At 48.5% G+C, this 18,698-nt stretch carries 14 protein-coding genes; 7 read left to right on the forward strand and 7 right to left on the reverse strand.

Translation table 11 applies throughout. The features are described 5' to 3' along the window. The first annotated feature begins 137 nt into the window (after positions 1-137). The 4 genes from OCV68_RS04695 (at position 138) to OCV68_RS04710 (ending at position 6,333) form a co-directional block, all read left to right on the forward strand. Positions 138-1,313: a cation diffusion facilitator family transporter gene (locus OCV68_RS04695; RefSeq protein ID WP_262571108.1), complete on the forward strand. Its 1,176-nt coding sequence runs from the start codon at positions 138-140 to the stop codon at positions 1,311-1,313. Between the two features lie 603 nt (positions 1,314-1,916). Further along, complete coding sequence (locus tag OCV68_RS04700) at positions 1,917-2,927, forward strand: McrB family protein (protein WP_262571110.1); 1,011 nt, start codon at positions 1,917-1,919, stop codon at positions 2,925-2,927. A gap of 18 nt (positions 2,928-2,945) precedes the next feature. Continuing rightward, entirely contained in the window at positions 2,946-4,277 is a 1,332-nt protein-coding gene (locus tag OCV68_RS04705; RefSeq protein ID WP_022473804.1) for an McrC family protein, read from the forward strand. A gap of 160 nt (positions 4,278-4,437) precedes the next feature. After that, the gene (locus tag OCV68_RS04710; RefSeq protein WP_262571113.1) at positions 4,438-6,333 is read left to right on the forward strand and encodes a bifunctional diguanylate cyclase/phosphodiesterase; all 1,896 of its coding nucleotides are present in this window, start codon (positions 4,438-4,440) and stop codon (positions 6,331-6,333) included. Positions 6,334-6,507: 174 nt separating this feature from the next. Here the strand turns inward: OCV68_RS04710 and OCV68_RS04715 are convergent, their stop codons facing one another. From OCV68_RS04715 to OCV68_RS04730, 4 genes are all read right to left on the reverse strand, one after another. Continuing rightward, positions 6,508-8,907, reverse strand: a complete 2,400-nt coding sequence (locus OCV68_RS04715; protein ID WP_262571115.1) for a glycogen/starch/alpha-glucan phosphorylase — start codon at positions 8,905-8,907, stop codon at positions 6,508-6,510. Positions 8,908-9,234: 327 nt separating this feature from the next. After that, the gene (locus OCV68_RS04720; RefSeq protein ID WP_262571117.1) at positions 9,235-10,284 is read right to left on the reverse strand and encodes a DDRGK domain-containing protein; all 1,050 of its coding nucleotides are present in this window, start codon (positions 10,282-10,284) and stop codon (positions 9,235-9,237) included. 305 nt (positions 10,285-10,589) lie between these two features. Then, a complete protein-coding gene (gene galE / locus OCV68_RS04725) occupies positions 10,590-11,597 on the reverse strand; it encodes a UDP-glucose 4-epimerase GalE (protein ID WP_022474762.1) in 1,008 nt (335 codons plus the stop codon). Positions 11,598-11,713: 116 nt separating this feature from the next. Next, entirely contained in the window at positions 11,714-12,538 is an 825-nt protein-coding gene (locus OCV68_RS04730; protein WP_022474761.1) for a helix-turn-helix domain-containing protein, read from the reverse strand. A gap of 207 nt (positions 12,539-12,745) precedes the next feature. On the opposite strand from OCV68_RS04730, the gene OCV68_RS04735 reads away from it, so the two are divergent. From OCV68_RS04735 to OCV68_RS04745, 3 genes are all read left to right on the forward strand, one after another. Next, positions 12,746-13,504: a tRNA 2-thiocytidine biosynthesis TtcA family protein gene (locus OCV68_RS04735; RefSeq protein WP_262571119.1), complete on the forward strand. Its 759-nt coding sequence runs from the start codon at positions 12,746-12,748 to the stop codon at positions 13,502-13,504. 4 nt (positions 13,505-13,508) lie between these two features. Beyond that, complete coding sequence (locus OCV68_RS04740) at positions 13,509-15,074, forward strand: NAD(P)H-hydrate dehydratase (RefSeq protein WP_262571121.1); 1,566 nt, start codon at positions 13,509-13,511, stop codon at positions 15,072-15,074. 63 nt (positions 15,075-15,137) lie between these two features. Next, positions 15,138-15,956 carry a hypothetical protein gene (locus tag OCV68_RS04745; RefSeq protein WP_262571123.1) on the forward strand — a complete coding sequence of 273 codons (819 nt, stop codon included), beginning with the start codon at positions 15,138-15,140 and terminating at the stop codon, positions 15,954-15,956. Between the two features lie 417 nt (positions 15,957-16,373). Here the strand turns inward: OCV68_RS04745 and OCV68_RS04750 are convergent, their stop codons facing one another. The 3 genes from OCV68_RS04750 to rimI all read right to left on the reverse strand — a co-directional run bounded on the left by OCV68_RS04750 (position 16,374) and on the right by rimI (position 18,670). Continuing rightward, positions 16,374-17,108 carry an LppM family (lipo)protein gene (locus tag OCV68_RS04750; RefSeq protein WP_262571125.1) on the reverse strand — a complete coding sequence of 245 codons (735 nt, stop codon included), beginning with the start codon at positions 17,106-17,108 and terminating at the stop codon, positions 16,374-16,376. 103 nt (positions 17,109-17,211) lie between these two features. Beyond that, positions 17,212-18,228: a tRNA (adenosine(37)-N6)-threonylcarbamoyltransferase complex transferase subunit TsaD gene (tsaD, locus tag OCV68_RS04755; RefSeq protein WP_022474756.1), complete on the reverse strand. Its 1,017-nt coding sequence runs from the start codon at positions 18,226-18,228 to the stop codon at positions 17,212-17,214. Continuing rightward, positions 18,218-18,670 (reverse strand): ribosomal protein S18-alanine N-acetyltransferase, encoded by a 453-nt coding sequence (gene rimI / locus OCV68_RS04760; RefSeq protein ID WP_262571127.1) that lies wholly within the window; start codon positions 18,668-18,670, stop codon positions 18,218-18,220. The genes tsaD and rimI overlap by 11 nt, the downstream gene beginning before the upstream one ends. Positions 18,671-18,698 lie beyond the last annotated feature (28 nt).

The raw sequence follows: 18,698 nt of genomic DNA on the forward strand, positions 1-18,698 counted from the left end.
AACCGATTTGTTATTTGTTACAGATTGTAAATTTCGTGATTAGCCCAATGCAACGTATTGCAAAAAAATATTACTTGTGGTAATATTATAGGAAACACTGTAAGAATGATTTAACTTTTCATAAAGTGAGGCATATTATGACAGATTTTCTTGTTAAGCACTTTGTAAAAAACTACACCGACACCGAAGATATAAAGGTGCGTGAGAATTACGGCACAATGGCGGGGATAACGGGCATTGTGTGCAATATTTTTCTGTTCGTGCTGAAATTTGCCGTGGGAACGCTTTCAGGCTCCATATCCGTGCTGTCGGACGCATTCAACAACCTGTCGGACAGCGCCAGCTGTGTGGTGACGCTTTTCGGCTGCAAAATGGCTGCAAAGCCGGCGGATAAGGATCACCCGTTCGGTCACGGCAGAGCGGAATATCTCACTTCCCTTATCATCGCCGTTATCATAATTCTGGTGGGCTTTGAGCTGCTCAGATCATCGGCAGGGAAGATAGTCTCCCCCGATGAGGTAAAGTTCAGCGCCGCAGCACTCATCTCCCTTTTTGCGTCCATAGGCGTAAAGCTGTGGATGTCCGTTTTCAACACAAAGCTGGGCAAGCGCATAAACTCCCCCGTGATGATGGCAACAGCGCAGGACAGCAGGAGCGACGTTATCGCCACATCTGCCGCTGTTATCGGTCTTACCGCCTCCCTTTTCACCACTCTCCCCATAGACGGTGCAATGGGCATAGTGGTATCAATATTCATTATCAAGGGCGGCTTCGGCATCGTTAAGGACACTGTAGATGACCTTATCGGCAAGCCCGCCGACCATGAGCTTATCAAAAAGATAGAGGATATCGTCACCGCTCCCGACAAGATAATCGGCGTGCATGACCTGGTAGTCCACGACTACGGCCCCGGAAAGAAGCTGGCAAGCTGCCATGCGGAGGTGCGCAGCGATGAAAATTTCGTAGCCGCCCATGACGTGATAGACGGCATTGAGCGTGATATTTTCAAAAAGCTTGGCATTATGATGACCATACATATGGACCCTGTTGATGTGGATAACGAGCAGACAAACGCCTGCCGCAAGGCTGTCGAGGAATATGCGGCGCAGCTTGACCCACGGCTCAGGATACACGACTTCCGCCTTGTCCCCGGCGACACCCACACAAACCTTGTTTTTGACATTGTTGTCCCCTACGACTGCAAATATTCAGAAAGCGAGCTGAAAGAGAAGCTTTCCCAGCTTATGAACGCCTCGGAGGACACCAGATATTACCTTGTTATAACCATCGACCGTGACTTCGGCGAGGAGTAATGCCCTTTGCATAAACAGGCCGTTTACCTACTGTAAAATCTGCACAAAATCAGTATCTAATATTTTCTTTTTTCAATCGTTTACGACCCTTGACATTATTCCCTGCCTGTGTTATAATCATACTTGCAACAAAGTAATTGATGCGGCCGGATTGAACTGCATCTTATATTGTGACAGCGCAGCAGATGATACTCAGTGTATAACTTCTTGTTTGCAGTACATTTTGTATAATGAATATTGCACTAAATTGTGCATTCATACGAAAATGTAAAAGTTGTTATATAGATATTGACTAAAGCGCATATATGAGTTATAATATATATGATGTTAAGTTCTTATATTTCAATGTTAACATCCGTTTTGTTGTCTCCTTTCTTTTGTTCTACACATATTATTTTATGTAATCTGATCTTGGTTAAGCAGGGCTTATGCTCTGCCTTTTTTTTGCACGGTTACGAAAACGTATTCGTTATTAAACATAATGTGAACTCGTTCAGGAAGCGTGCAGAATATACAATTTAACATGAAACTATATTGCGTTTTTAATGCAAATGTGATATAATGAAAAAAGAGTATTTTTTTGTGAAAGGCATGGTCATGTTTATGGGTAAAAACATCATTCTTTACGGTCCTCCCGGTACAGGTAAAACTTACAACTCGGTCAACTATGCTCTGGCTATAATTTATAACATTCCTGTTGAAGCTGTTATGAAAAAAGATTACAACGCCATGCTGGACCGCTACAACGAGCTGAAAAACAATTTCGGTCAGATAGAATTCACCACCTTCCACCAGTCTATGGGATACGAGGAATTCATCGAGGGTATCAAGCCCGTTTTTCTCGAAACTATGAACGAGCGTGGTGAGCGTACACGTAAAAAGGAAATGGTCTATGTCGTTGACAAGGGTATCTTCCGTGAGTTCTGCCAGAAAGCCGCAGAGCACCCCGACGAAAGATATGTTTTCATCATAGATGAGATCAACCGTGGTAATATCTCCAAGATCTTCGGTGAGCTTATCACCGTTATCGAGCCTTCAAAGCGCCTCGGTATGCCCGAAGAAGTAAAGGTAAGGCTGGCATATTCCCAGGAGCCTTTCGGCGTTCCCAACAACGTTTATATCGTCGGAACCATGAATACCGCCGACCGCTCCATCGCCCTGCTGGATACTGCTATACGCCGTCGTTTCGACTTCGTCGAGATGCTCCCTCAGCCCGAGCTTTTCCACGACACCTATGTCGAGGGCGTAAGCATAGAGCAGCTGCTCACAATTATCAACAAGCGTGTTGAGATACTCTGCGACAGAGAGCACACTATCGGACATGCCTACTTCATGTCACTGAAGGAAGACCCCTCTATCCAGCGTCTCGGCTCTATCTTCAAGAACTCTATCGTTCCTCTGCTCCAGGAGTATTTCTATGGCGATTACCAGAAGATACGCTGGGTTCTGGGCGACTACAACAAGGAGCCTGAGGAGCAGTTTGTAAAGGCTCTCGCCATCGACTACAAAAAGACCTTCGGCGAAAACGTTGAGCTTTTCCTCGATGTCGATGATACATACGAAATAAACGAAGCCGCTTTCTGGAACATAAACGCTTACAGCAAGCTGCTGTAATTTGGAGGGCTTCCGCAAATGGGAAAAAGAGACCGTTACAAGCTGCGTGAAACGCAGTTCTTCACCATAGAGGGCTCTTCGGAACGGGAGGGCGGTATCCCGCTGCCTGAGCATATTTTTGATATGCTTGAAGGCTTTGTGCTGGAAAAGAAAATGCCCGACCCAAGGGGCATAAACAGCTATATCCTCACCGCTGAGGGAGAGGGAAGCGAACGTATCCTCCGTGCAGGCGGATATGTGGGTGCTATGGTCTTCAAGGACGGAACTCAGGTAGAGATCCTGCCCATGCTTGCCGCAAGGAACCGCAAGGGCGAATATCTTTCAAACAAAAGAGTTCTGCTCAATATGCTCAAATCAATGAAAGCCCTGCCTCTTACAAACTACAATCTTAACACCCGTGCAGCCGAAAATCTGAATATATTCGAAACTTTCATCCTTGCCTTTATTAACGAGGTTCAGGCGATAGTTCACAACGGTCTGAAGCAGTGCTATGCTCCTCACATCGAAAATGAACGCTTCCTGAAAGGAAAGGTAATATATTCTCTCCACGCCACCAAAAACTTTGCCCACAAGGACAAATTCTACGTTCAGTACGATGTTTTCACCGTTGACCGCCCCGAAAACAGGCTTATAAAGTCAACGCTGAAATATCTGCGGAACATAACCTCCTCCGCCCGAAGCAGAAACAAGCTGGAGGCGCTTATAGCAAACTTTGACGGCGTTGAGTATTCCCAGAATTACGAAAGGGACTTTTCCGCTTCCGTAATCGACCGCAGTATGCAGGGCTATGCAAATGCGCTGCGCTGGGCGGAAATATTCCTGCTCAGCCGATATGTCACCGTGACAAAGGGCAGAAACATGGCATATGCCGTTATCTTCCCCACAGGCGAGCTTTTCGACAGCTACACCGTGTATAATCTGGGAAGAATGCTGGATAATCAGCGCTTCCGTGCTGAAATTCAGAAAAAGCGCTATCCGATGCTCAACAGGCCAATGCCAAAGGACAGCTCACAGGCGCTGGCTGTTATGACCTGCCGTGAAAACGGTATGAGAGTTGTTTTTGACTCAAAGTGGCAGGAGCTTAACGCAGATGATGAAAACTGCGGTATTCTCCAGACTGATATTTACGATTTGTATAATCTTCTTGAAATATACAAATCGAACAGTGTCTGCTACATATACCCCCTCACAAGAGAAATGCGTGAGGACAGGCGTGAGATATGCTTCAAAAACGAGGACGGTATCCTTGGAAGAGTATGCTTCGTGGATATCGGCGACATGGAGGGCAGCCTTTCGGCAGTCCTCGAACACATCTTCGGTCAGAAGATATCCGCAGATACCGCAGTATAAATACCATAATATAACACATCAAAATCCCGATATTCCGAAACATAGCGGAATATCGGGATTTTTTTATTGGTTATAAGATGATTATAATTAAATTAAAGAGATTGAAGATTTATTCACAATATGATATAATACAAGCATAAGATATATATGGGGTGATATTTTGCTTTTTTTCAACAATATCCGCTTCCAGATAGCAGCTGCCGCAGTGCTTATAATAATCATTTTCGATTACCTGCGCAACCCGCACCTGAAGCTGATGTCAACAAGCGCATTCCGTGCAATGCTTATATGCACTGTCTGCAACCTTATGCTTGATATTTCGACAGTTTATACAGTGACGCATCTTGATACAGTCCCCCCGCAGCTCAACAGGTTTCTGCACCAGCTGTTCATCGCCAGCGTTATAATGGTGCTGTTCTTCAACTTCCTGTATGTGCTTATCCTGAACAGAAATCAGGAAAGGCTTACAAAGCGCACTTTCGGGGCTGTGATAGCTCCGCTGGCAATATCTGCCGCAGTGATCATCGCAGGCAAGCTCGAATTTTTCGCCTCCGACAAGGGCGCATATTCCTATGGTCCCATGGCGGATATGGTCTATGTCTGCGGTCTTATCTACCTTGTGATGACCTTCGGTATAATCTACAGCAAAAAATGCACATTGTCATCATATCAGAAAATATCCGTTCAGGTAGGTATGTTCATATGGCTGGGCAGCCTGGTAGTGCAGAGAATATTCCCTACGGCACTGCTTTCGGGACTGGGCTGCGTGCTGATGGTGCTGTGCGTATATTTCTCCTTTGAGAACCAGAGGGAGAATTACGACGCTGAGACCATGTGCTTCAACCGAAACGCATTTCACCGCCAGATGGCTGAATATTACGCCAACCGCAAGCCCCTGAGCATAGTGAACGTTACGCTGGAAAATTACGAGCGCATCAACACAATGTACGGCCATGAGTACGGCAGAAAAGCCATGCTGTGCGCCAAGGAAATGATAGACGGAGTTCTGGGCGGAAGCGTTTTCCACTCCCGCAGCAACACGTTCACCGTTTTCTACAGCGACTGCGAGATAGATTGCCGCAAGCTGGAATCGCTGCGCCACGCACTCTGCTCCCACTGCTTCCCCGACGCTCAGCTGGAATTCAGGATAAGCGTTATCGACCTGCGGAAATATTCCAACGGCACCGACGAGGCATATGAGCTTATGCGCTTTATGAAAGAATACGGCAAAAGCTCCGACGAGGTAATATGCAGGCTGGACGACAGCATTATCGAAAAGAAGTTCCGCCGTGACAAGATAGATAAGCTCCTTACCGAAGCCGTGCAGAACGACGGATTTGAGATGGTATATCAGCCCATCTACAGCACCGAACAGGGCAGGTTCAGGTCTGCGGAAGCGCTTGTGCGAATGAAAAACACAGGCGACCTGGGCTTTATCTCGCCCGAGGAGTTTATTCCCATTGCCGAGGAAAAGGGGCTTATAATGGATATAGGCGACATTACCCTGCGCCTTGTGGCGGACTTTGCCAAGCGCCGCACACTTACCGACAAGCTGGAATATATCGAGGTGAACCTTTCGGGAATACAGGCGTGCGCCCCCGAGCTGGAGGGCAGGCTCACAAAGATACTGGCTGAATATGATATCCCGCCCGCATTCATCAATCTGGAGATAACCGAGACCGCCGCACTTGATTCGGGCGAGGCATTCGATACAAACGTGTCCGCCCTCAGGGAAAGCGGATTCAGCTTTTCAATGGACGATTTCGGCACAGGCTACTCCAATCTTTCACAGATGAACCAGATGCGCTATGACCTGGTAAAAATGGATAAGAGCATAATCTGGGACGCATTCGGCAAGGGTAATGAAACGTCCGAGCGTCTGCTTGCTTCGGTTATTCGACTGCTGAAAGCCATAAATGTAAAGATAGTAGCCGAGGGCGTTGAAACCAAGGAAATGACCGATTATCTCACCGAAAGGGGAGTTGATTATTTGCAGGGATATTATTTCTCGAAGCCTGTAAATGAAGATAAGTTCCTTGAAGTTATATCGGCATAAATACAAACAAAAGCACCCTGCACTGACTGTGCAGGGTATTTTTGTGGGCGATGCGGCAAGCAAACCCTTTGCCTTGTGCTTATTTGTGCTGACTTTTTCATTTGCTTCACGCCCTTTGGGACGAAAAAAAGGCTGATGCGTTTGCACCAGCCTTTTCTTATATAAAGCTTATTCTTACTTGGTAAGCTTCCAGATGTTCTTTGCGTACTCGTCAACAGCACGGTCAGCAGAGAACACACCTGCACCTGCAATGTTGTAAAGGGACATATTGTTCCACTTTGCAGGATCCTTGTAGCACTCGGAAACATACTGCTGTGCGGACTGATATGCGTCAAAGTCAGCCAGAACCATGTAGGGATCCTTGTACTTGAGGGTGTTTGCAACTTCCTCAAATGTGCAGCCGTTGATGCCCCTGTACATCTTGTTGAGTGCCTTGCGGATAACCTCGTTGTTGTTTACGTACTCTTCGGGACGGTAGCCCTGTGCCTTCTTTGCAAGGACTTCTTCTGTGGTCATACCGAAGATGAAGATGTTGTTCTTGCCTACCTGCTCCTTGATCTCAACGTTTGCGCCGTCAAGTGTACCAAGGGTAAGAGCACCGTTGAGCATGAGCTTCATGTTACCTGTTCCCGATGCCTCTGTACCTGCCAGAGAGATCTGCTCGGAAACCTCTGCTGCGGGCATGAGCAGCTCGGAAAGTGTTACACGGTAATCTTCAAGGAAGAATACCTGAAGCTTCTTGCTGATAACAGGGTTCTTCTTGATCTCCTCGCCCAGTGCCCAGATCATCTTGATGATCTGCTTTGCAAGATAGTAGCCGGGAGCTGCCTTAGCTGCAAATACGTAGGTCTTGGGCTGGAACTCCATGTTGGGGTCCTCCAGGAGAGCGTTGTACTCTGCAATGATATTGAGAGCGTTGAGGTTCTGTCTCTTATATTCGTGGAGACGCTTTACCTGAACGTCAAAGATTGCATCGGTGTTAAGAACAGTACCGTAGTTCTGCTTAACGAACTTTGCAAATCTCTTCTTGTTTTCCAGCTTGATCTTAGCCAGCTGCTCAAGTACCTGCTTGTCGCTGTCGTACTTAGCAAACTTGGAAAGCTCCGCTGCGTTCTTCTTGAAGCCGGGGCCGATGGTATCGGTAAGGAGCTGGGTAAGTCCGGGGTTGGACTGGAGAAGCCATCTTCTGTATGCGATACCGTTGGTAACGTTCTGGAACTTATGAGGAGTGTAGCTGTACTCGTTCTTGAATACATCTTCCTTGATGATCTCGGAGTGAAGCTTGGAAACGCCGTTTACGCAGTGAGAAGCGCATACGCACAGGAGTGCCATGTGGATCTGGTTGTTCTGGATAATGGACATTCTGGAAACCTTGTTTCCGTCGCCAAGACGCTCCATAAGCTCTTCGCAGTAACGGCGGTTGATCTCGCAGATAATGTCGAAGATACGGGGAGTGATCTGGCGGACAAGGTTAACGTCCCACTTCTCCAGAGCTTCAGCCATAACGGTGTGGTTGGTGTAAGCAAAGGTGTTGGTAACGATGTACCAGCTCTTGTCCCAGCTGTAGCCGCAGTCATCGAGGAGAACACGCATAAGCTCGGGGATAGCAAGAGTGGGGTGAGTATCGTTGATGTGGATAGCTACCTTCTCGTGGAGGTTATCGAGGGTGCCGTAAACGCTCATATGGCGGTTTACGATATCGCCGATGGAAGCTGCGCACATAAAGTACTGCTGACGGTATCTGAGGCTCTTGCCCTCAAGGTGGTTATCGTTGGGGTAAAGTACCTTGGAGATAGCCTGTGCAACAGTGTTCTGGCTGAGAGCCTTAGCGTAGTCGCCCTGATTGAACATAGCCATATCAAAGGAAGGAGCCTTTGCCTTCCACAGTCTCAGAACGGAAACGCCATCGCTGTCGTAGCCGGGAACATACATATCGTAAGGAACAGCAACAACGGTGCTGTAGTTCTTGTAGGAAACGTGGTGGTACTGCTGATCCCAGTATTCCTGAAGCTCGCCGTCGAAATGAACTTCGATGGACTTATCGGTCTTGGGAACAAGCCAGCTCTCGCCGCCGGGAAGCCAGTTATCGGGAAGCTCTGTCTGCCAGCCGTCCTCTATCTTCTGCTTGAAGATACCGTACTCGTAGCAGATGGAGTAGCCCATTGCAGGATAGCCGTCGGTAGCAAGACCGTCAAGGTAGCAGGCAGCAAGTCTGCCCAGGCCGCCGTTTCCGAGACCTGCATCAGGCTCGTAATCGTAGATACGGTCAATGTTAACGTCCCACTTCTTGAGGATATCCGTTACCATATCGTTTATTTCAAGGTTATAAAGGCTTGTCTTGAGAGAACGTCCCATAAGGAACTCCATGGAAAGGTAGTATATTTCCTTCTTTCCTGCAGAATGTACCTGATTGCTGAACTTTCTTCTCTTTTCTTTCAGCAGTCCTACAACGACTGCTGAAAGTGCCTTGTAGATCTGATTATCGGAAGCGTCGATAGGAGTGACATTTGCTTCGTTCTGAAGCTCCTGACGGAGTCTCTCCTCAAAATCTTCCTTATTGATTATTGGCGTCATGATTTTTTCCCCTTCTTTTGAATAATTTTCAGCAGCCTTGAATGAATGTATATCAGGTGATATACACCGGCCGCCATAACTGCTCAGAAACAATGCTGCACAGAAAGAATACCCACAGATGCCTGCGCAGCCCGTATGCGTATCCACGCAAGGAAAAATAAGCAAAATATGCCTATCTAAATTATAAAATACAGATGAACTTTTTTCAATAGGTATTATATACAAATATTTTCTACCGCCGCAACGATAACTTGATTAAACGTTTAATCTTACAGCATATGGCCGAAAAAAGCCGAACAGAAGCGATATCCTGCCCGGCTTTGTAAGTTATTCCGTTACGTTTGCGGCTGTGTCGGAGATGTCGGTATCCTCTTCATACTCGGCATATTCATCGGGCAGAGGCTCGGGGTCGGGAACAGCTTCAAGCTCCAGACCATCTGCACGGTGCTCGGAAAGGAAATTGCGCCAGAAATCAACGGCATAGTCAAAATTAGTCTGCATCTTCTCTTCGCTCATGCCCATGGTCTTTACAGGCTTTCTGAAAGAAACATACAGGTCGGTGTCGTCAACAGTATCGCAGCCCAGCAGCTCCATAAAATCGGTGCCTGCAAGGCGGTATCCTATCTCCTCGGCATAAGGGTCATCGGGGAACAGCTCACGGCAGTCCGCAAAAACGCCGTCCAGTATGTCAAGCTCCTGATATGACTCCTTGTCGCCTATGACCATGACCATATTTCCCGACTGGAACTCGCCGATAAGCTTTGTGCGGTCGCTCTGGGCAAGATAAGCCGATGCCCTGTCATTATCCTCATAGCCTGCGGGGATATAGTACAGGCGGACAAGCTTTTCGCCGTTGCCGTTAACATCTTCGCCGTACTGGCTCCACAGGGGAGTGAGCTGACCCGAATAATAGCTCATATCATAATCGGAAGCGATGTACATGGCGGAAATATCGGGGCGCTCACGGGTAACAAGGTCCTGTATAAGGAACGCCGCCAGGCCGATGAAAAGCGCTCCCACAATAAGATATGCCTTGTTGTGATAGATAAAGTTCGTGAACTTTTCCCATGCGGAGTATTTCTTCTCGGGAACTTTTTCCTCGGGGATATCCTCCTCGGAGATAATGCCCTGTTTCAGCTTTATAAGCTCCAACCTTTCCTTTCGGAGCTTTTCCTCATATGCCTTGCGGCGCTGCTCCTCACGCTTTGCACGTTCCTCATTCTGACGTGCTTCCTCTTCAAGCTCTTTGCGTCTTTCCTCTGCGTCTATCTCACGGACAGTCTGCATAAAGGACTTGGGCTTCTGCTTTTTGCCGCTTGCTTCTTTGTTTTCGGATTCTGCGCCGTTCAGCTCATTTTCTTTTTTTTCGTTATCCATCTTATCACCCTGTAAATTTTATAAAAGACTTTATAAATTTTATAAAAAAGGGGACAGCAAACACACTGTCCCCTTATGTTCTTTTATTCTATTATAAGCCTTTGCAAGAGATGTGTCAAGGGTGATTTTGTAAACAGTAATACTAATCTTCAATCGTTCTATAGGCAAAGCCGACAGATGAAATAAGACCAATCTAGGAAAGTGACCGCAGGCGGGCTTGCCGCCCGGCAAGGGAGCTTGACGAAGAATGGGCTTATTTCAGCCGAGGATTTGTCTGTAGGTTGATTGAAGATTAGTATAATATATCAAAGTCCCTCGGGATTGTTCTTGATAAATCTCCAGCTGTCCTCGCACATTTCCTCAATGCCTCTTTCAGCTCTCCAGCCAAGCTCTTTTGCAGCCTTTTCGGGGTCTGCATAGCACTCGGCGATATCGCCTGCACGTCTGGGCTTGATAACATAGGGAATGTTTACGCCGCTTGCCTTGATGAACGCATTGACAACATCAAGAACGGAATATCCCTTGCCTGTGCCAAGGTTCCAGATTCCGACACCTGTCATGGAACGAACCTTCTGTATAGCCTTTACATGACCAAGCGCCAGGTCAACAACATGGATATAGTCTCTTACGCCTGTGCCGTCGTGGGTGGGATAATCGTTGCCGAATACGCCAAGCTCAGGAAGCTTGCCCACTGCCACCTGCTGGATATAGGGCATAAGGTTGTTGGGGATACCGTTGGGGTTCTCGCCAAGCTTGCCGCTCTTGTGGGCGCCGATGGGGTTAAAGTATCTGAGGAGAGCTATGCTCCACTCGTTGTCGGAGGTGTAGATATCCTTTAAAATGCCCTCTATCATAAGCTTTGTGGAGCCGTAGGGGTTAGTGGTGGAAAGAGGGAAGTCCTCTCTGATAGGCACGCTCTTGGGGGAGCCGTAAACAGTTGCGGAGGAGCTGAAAACTATTCTCTTGCAGCCGTGGTTCCTCATAACATCGCAGAGGATAAGTGTGCCTGTAATGTTGTTGTGATAATATTCGATAGGCTTTCTTACGGACTCGCCTACTGCCTTGAGGCCTGCAAAATGGATAACGGAATCTATCTTGTTTTCCTCAAACACCTTTTCAACAGCAGCTCGGTCAAGAAGGTCTGCATTGTATGACTTGAAATCCTTGCCTGTAAGCTCCTTTACGATCTCAAGAGCCCTGGGTTTTGAGTTGCAGAAGTTATCGAGGACAACTATCTCCTCGCCTGCATTGAGAAGCTCCACACAGGTGTGTGAGCCGATATATCCTGCGCCGCCTGTTACCAGAATTGCCATAATAAAACTTCCTTTCTGTATTGGTGGTTTTCGCTTTTGTTATCTTGTAACCTCATTATATCATCATAAGCCGCCGATTGCAATAAAAAATAATATCATTTATATGGATTATAGTATCATTTTTTAGACTGCCTGTATTCCGAGGGAGATATGCCCACGGCTTTTCGGAATGCTCTGGAAAAATACATTCCGTCCTCATATCCTGCGGAGCGTGCCACTGCACCTATGGAAAGGTCTGTGGAAGCAAGCAGATTTTTTGCTCTGCTCATGCGGCAGCGGATAAGGTACTCCGCAGGAGTTATGCCCAGCTCCGACTTAAAGAGCCTGAAAAGGGTTATTCGGGTGATATCCGCCGCATCGGCGATATCGTCCGCAGAAATGGGCAGAGGATAATTTGTCTCGATAAACGCCTTTGCCGCCTCCAGCCTGCGCAGATTCCTGTTCTCACGCAGCTGCGCCGAGGTGGATTTCTTTATGAGCAGCGATAAGAGAATATAAAGCCTGCCCGTAAGCTCCACGTTCTCAAAAAGCTCCTTTGCCGGGCAGGACAGGATATTCTCCATAGCCGCAGCCACGTCCGCACCGCAGCCGTGCATAACGGGAGACGAAGCGGAAAAGTCCGTTTTGCCAAGGATAGCATCAGCATCGGAACCTCCGAAATTCACCCAGTAATATTCCCACGGGTCGTCATTGTCCGCAAAATATTCTATCTCGGTAAGGGGACGGATAAGGAAAACATCGCCTGCGGAAAGGGAAAAGCTGCCCTCGGGAGTGATGTAAGTACCCTTTCCCGAAACGATAAAATGAAGTATGAACTGCTCTCTTACGCCCTTGCCCCAACGCTGAGAAGGCTCGCATTTCTGATGTCCCGAGTATGTGACCGTCAGCGAAATGCTCTCCCCGGGAACGGCTCTCACGGTATGCTTGAATGCCCCTGACATATTACAGCCCCTTTTCTTATTGTTAGGACTATTATAACATATGCCAATGGATTTTACAAGCACATAATACTAATCTTCAATCAACCTACAGACAAATCCTCGGCTGAAATAAGCCCATAGAACGATTGAAGATTAGTATAAGGCTCTGTTTTTCTTGATTTGCTCCGTCTGTTATGCTATAATATCACATAGAAAGAGGTGCGGATAATGCAGAAAATGCTTGGATATATGAGAAAGACTATTCAGGAGTTTGACATGATACAGGACGGCGACAGGATCGCCGTGGGCGTTTCGGGCGGCAAGGACAGCCTTGTGCTGCTTAAAGGGCTTATCGAGCTGAGGCGGTTCATCGGCATCGATTACGATGTGGTCGCCATTACCCTTGACCCACGCTTCGGCGGCGTGGAGGGGGACTACAGCAGCGTGGCTCAGATGTGCAGCGAGGCGGGAGTTGAATACCACCTTATCCCCACGGACATCGGGCAGATAGTTTTTGATATCCGCAAAGAGCTGAACCCCTGCAGCCTGTGCGCAAAGCTCCGCCGGGGCGCTCTCCATAACGCCGCTAAGGACGCAGGCTGCAACAAGATAGCGCTGGGTCATCACTTTGACGATGCGGTGGAGACCTTTATGATGAACCTGCTGAACGAGGGCCGTATAGGCTGCTTTTCTCCCGTTACTCACCTTGCCCGCTGCGGACTGGTGCAGATACGCCCTATGGTCATGGCTCCCGAAAAGGAGATAATACGTGCAGCAAGGCGACTTGACCTTAATGTGGTAAAATCAAAATGTCCCGCTGACGGTCACACCTCCCGCCAGAGAACAAAGGAGCTTCTGGCAGAGCTTGAAAAGACCAACAAGGGCGTTACCGAGCGCATTTTCGGTGCCATGCGCCGTGGAAAGATAGACGGCTGGGCAGGAAAAAGCTTTGAAAATTACGAGAATAATATAAAGGATAAGGAGTGATGATATGTACCTCGCCACCCCCTCACAAATGAAAGCCGCCGAGGCAAATGCCGTTGCCGCAGGCGAGACCTACATCGGGCTGATGGAAAATGCAGGTGCCGCCGCTGTCCAAGAGCTTTGCAGGTGTGTTGATATAAATGCTGACAGCCGTGTGCTCATAATATGCGGCAGAGGCAACAACGGCGGTGACGGCTTTGTTATGGCACGTCTCATTGCAGATATGGGCGCCCGGGTTTTTGTTACCCTGCCCTGCGGCGCTCCCAAAAGCGGCATTGCGCTGGAGGAATACGCAAAGATAGCCCACAGCAAAATAACATTCCTCGACACGGACGATGAACGGATATCCGACAGATATGACGCTGTTGTTGACGCAGTTTTCGGCACAGGCTTCCACGGAGAGCTATCCGCCGATATTATCAGCCTGTTTTCAAGAATATCAAAGGACAGCTTTATCCTTGCGGCAGATATCCCCTCGGGGGCTGACAGCGTAACGGGAAAAATATCGGCAGGAACGCTTATGTGCGGTCTTACCATCACATTCGGCGCTCCAAAGATAGGCATGACCCTTTTGCCCGCACAAATAAACTGCAGTAAAATAATTGTCCGTGAGATAGGCATTACCGAAAGCTGCTTTGAAAATACGGGCGCTCCCATTATGATGACCGATGCTATGGCGGAGAAATGCGTTCCCGCAAGGGGACAAAGCTGCCACAAGGGAACTTTCGGCAGGCTGCTTATAATCGCAGGCTCGGAAAATATGAGCGGTGCGGCTGCCATGAACCTGAAAGCTGCCCTCAGGAGCGGTGCGGGACTGGTAAAGCTGGCTTCCGTCCCCGCTGTTATCGACCGTGCGGCGGCAGGAATATACGAAGCCACTTTCTGCACTCTTTCGGCAAACGAAAGCGGAGCCATATCCTCGGACGGGCTGACAAAATTATGCTCAGCTGCCGAAAATATGACCGTCATTGCCATGGGCAGCGGTCTTTCCTGCTGCGATGACACCAAAGAGCTGGTACGTGGAATGATAAGCTTCTGCGGCGAAAAAAATATTCCCCTCATTCTTGATGCCGATGGTCTAAACTGCATCGCCGACAGCATAGATATTATCAGAAATGCAAACTGCAAAGCTGTGCTTACTCCGCACGTCGGCGAGCTTGCCCGCCTGCTGGGTATAACTGCTGCCGAGGTAATGGCAGACAGGCTTTCCGCCGCTGCGGCTCTCAGTGAGAAAACAGGCGCTGTGGTAGTTGCCAAGGGCATTCCCACATATATCGTCTCCCCCCAAAAGCGCTGCGCTTCCTACAGCGGCAACGGCGGACTTTCCAGAGGAGGCAGCGGAGATGTGCTCACGGGCATCATCTCAGGCATATGCTCCATGAACCGTGGGGAAAGGCTGTATGAGTGCGTGTGCGCCGCAGTGCATATTTTCGGCATTGCCGCCGATATGGCTGCCGAAAAGCTTTCCATGAGCGGAATGCTGCCCACGGACGTTATCGCACAGCTTCCTTTTGCGTTCAAGCAAATACGTCCCGAAAAAATGTGCCGATTCAGTGCCGAATACCGCAGGTAGCGAGCAGCGATACGTATCACGGCTCGGAAGGGGACGAAATCCAACCGTGAAAGGAATGGGTATATGAAAAAGCTCATGGGTATGATAACTGTTATGATGTGCGTTACAGCCACAGGCTGTTCGGCAGCGGAGGTGCTTTCCTCGCCACCGCAGCCGCAGATAACAGGCGGCTTCACCGCCGACTGCTCTGTGACTGCCTACATAATCCCCCCGGGGGAGAATGCGGAAAGCGAAACGGAATTTACCTTTTCGGGGCAGACAAAGCGGCTGGGAAGCGGCTTCTGGAGCATGGAGATAACCTCTCCCGAGACCATAGCGGGGCTTACCGTATCTTCGGCGGACGATGTTCTCACCTCGCATCTGGGCGATCTTACCTTTGATGTTCAGACCTCATCTCTGCCCGATTCATCTCCCCTGACGGCTTTTTTCTCCGCCATGGACAATGCGGCGGCTCAGCTTGAAAGCACTTCTCTTTCAGCAGGGGAAGACGGCGGCTGGGTATATTCTGGTGACGGCTGCACTATCATTTTTGACAGCTGCGGAGTTCCAGTATCGCTGGCAACAGGTCAGCCCAAAATGACCGTAAGCTTCTCAAATTTCACAGCAGGGGAGATATCCGAGACTCCTTCGTCTGAGATCACATCAGAAACAACTCCAGCAACAATCGGTGAAACGGAAATTCAGACATCTGCTGAGACTACAGCCGAGACAACTGCTGTTACAACTGCTATCACAACGTCCGTATCAACAGAACTTTCAACAACTGCTGTTGAAAGTGTCACGGAAGCCACCGTTTCAACTGCGCATACAACTCATACCGAAGCACATGAACCTGCTGAGACTACTGTTCCCACATCGGCTGAAACAAGCGTGAATACATAAAATTCTTTCTTGTGCTTGTGACTTATGTTGATTTGTCCGTACCTGCGCCTTACGGCGGAAACCAAAATCGCCGTTCCTGACGGAACGTCTCTTGGTTTCAAGCCGCCTGCACTTTAATAGTTTTTTGCTTATATTGATAGAAAATATTTATTTGCAGGGCTTTGAACTCAATGCGCAGGCGGCTTATTAGAATTTATAATTTGCACGCTATAGCTTAATTGCTTTTACCGTTAACGAACGGATTTCGTCCTCTGCGGAGGACGACCAGATGGCTCTGCCCTCTGGACACCCGCAAGCCTTTCGGGAAAAAGGCTTGACCCAAACCCTTTACCTTTGTGCTTATTTGTGCGGATTTGCCATTATACTTCACTATATAAAAAATGAGCTGCTGCATCTTTGTGCAACAGCTCATTTTGCTTATTCAATTATCTCATCATCTGGATCGGTGATAGGCTCGGGGCTTTTTTCCTCGGGCTTTTTCTTTGACTTTACAGCCACGACTGCAATAACTGCGATTATAACGACAACTGCCGCCGCAGTTCCCGCAATGAGAGGAATATTTACCTCCTGCGATACCGCAGAGCAAACTGTCTCGGCACAGGGGCTTATTTCAAAGGTTATCACGCCGTCATCGCCCACAGTTCCGCCTGTGCAGGACTTAACCTTGCCGGGGAGCTTCATTGTGAAGCCGATTTTGAACATTGAGTTTGCCATTTCCTCATACTGAGCTGCGTCCTCGCCCTCTTCTGCCATTTCCTCGCCAAGCAGGTTTGCAAACACGCCGTTAAAGGTATAGGTGCGCACAAAGGGATTGCCGCTCTTTACAACGGAGAACTCATTGAAAATGGTGTCGCCCTGCTCGCTGGGATTGGTCATATCCTCGGCAAGCTCGCCGTATGTGGCATAATCGCTGGTATATTCATAGCCCAGATACTCGTCGCCGTCGATGGTAAAGGTCTGTATCTCGTGCTCGGTACCTTCAAACATCTCATCGCTGTAATAATCCTTCTGAACGGCATATCTGCCCACCGCATTTGCTGTTCCGTCGGGATTTACCGTAATGTCGATGCCGATGTGCATACAGCCTGTCATAAACAGCGCCATTGCTGCGGAGCATACTGCCGCCGCTGCTTTTTTAAATGATCTTTTCATATTTACCCCCATATTTTTCTCTTAAAAGATTGATAATCTTATAACAATATTTTATCACATATTGTTACAGATTTCAACATTTATTTCAAATTTAACATTTTATTTATATATCTTCCAGACTGAGCGTTGCTATGGCATTAAGGCTCTCGTCCCCACGCTTGCCTGCCATATAATCATAATAGCCCTGACAGGATATCATTGCGCCGTTGTCGCCGCAAAGGTAAAGGGGAGGCATATAAACGGAAAAGCCACGCTTTTTGCACTCCTTTTCCAGCAGTCCTCTTACGCCTGAGTTTGCGGAAACTCCGCCTGCAAGGGCAACTGTCTTATAGCCCAGCGCCTTTGCCGCTGCGATAGTCCTGCTGACAAGCATTTCGGAAGCCGTTTTCTGGAATGATGCCGCAAGGCTGTTCTTGTCAAGCTCCTCGCCCTTTTGCTCGGCGTTATGGGCAAGGTTTATGACAGCTGTTTTAAGTCCGCTGAACGAAAAATCAAACTCGCTGCCCGTTACCCTTGGTATTGGCAGATGATATTTGTTGGGGTCGCCCAGCTGAGCTGCCTTATCAACATGAACTCCGCCGGGGTACGGATATCCCAGAACTCTTGCGCACTTATCAAACGCCTCTCCTGCCGCATCGTCTCTTGTCCTGCCTATTACCCTGAACTTGGTATAGCTCAGCACCTCGACTATATGGGAATGACCGCCGCTTGCCACAAGGCACAGATATGGCGGCTCCAACTCGGGGTGGGCGATGTAGTTTGTGGCAATATGCCCTGCAATATGATGAACTGGGATAAGGGGCTTGTCAAGCGCCATTGCCAGTCCCTTTGCAAAGCTTGTTCCCACCAGCAGCGCTCCGATAAGTCCCGGGGCATATGTTACCGCAATGCCGTCAAGGTCATCAAGGGTGCAGTGAGCCTCGTCCAGCGCCATGCGCACCGTGTCAAGGATATTTTCGCAGTGCCGCCTTGAAGCTATCTCGGGCACAACTCCGCCGAACTTTTTGTGCTCCTCCACCTGTGAAGCCACGATATTTGAAAGAATAGTGCGTCCGTCCAGCGAAACGGAAGCAGCTGTTTCGTCGCATGAGGACTCTATTCCTAAGATCTTAACACTCATCCTGATCCCTCTCTATCCTGCGTATCATAACGATTCCGTTCTCCTTGGGGTCGGAGTAGAAATTCTTCCTGATACCAACGCTTTCAAAGCCGTTTTTCTCGTATATTGCAATGGCGTGGGCGTTGGACTCACGCACTTCCAGCGCTATCTCCTCCGCCGTGTCGGGCAAAGCGCATATGAACGCTTCAAGCAGACTGTCTCCGATGCCCTTTCTGCGCATTTGGGGGCTTACGGCAAAATTTTCGATATATCCCTGATGACCGTCGCAGTTGCCGATGATATATCCCGCAATTTTTCCGTTCTCCTCAGCGGCAAGGATAATCTCCGCCTGTGAACCGACAGAGCTTTCAAACGCCGCCTCCGACCATGGGTCAGTGAAGCATTCCTTTTCGATTTCCGCCATCTGACCGATATACTTTTTTTCAGCTCTGATAATGTTCATATTACCATTTCCTTTTTTACTGCATGAA

The organism is Huintestinicola butyrica, from assembly GCF_025567215.1.
GTDB lineage: Bacteria > Bacillota > Clostridia > Oscillospirales > Ruminococcaceae > Huintestinicola > Huintestinicola butyrica.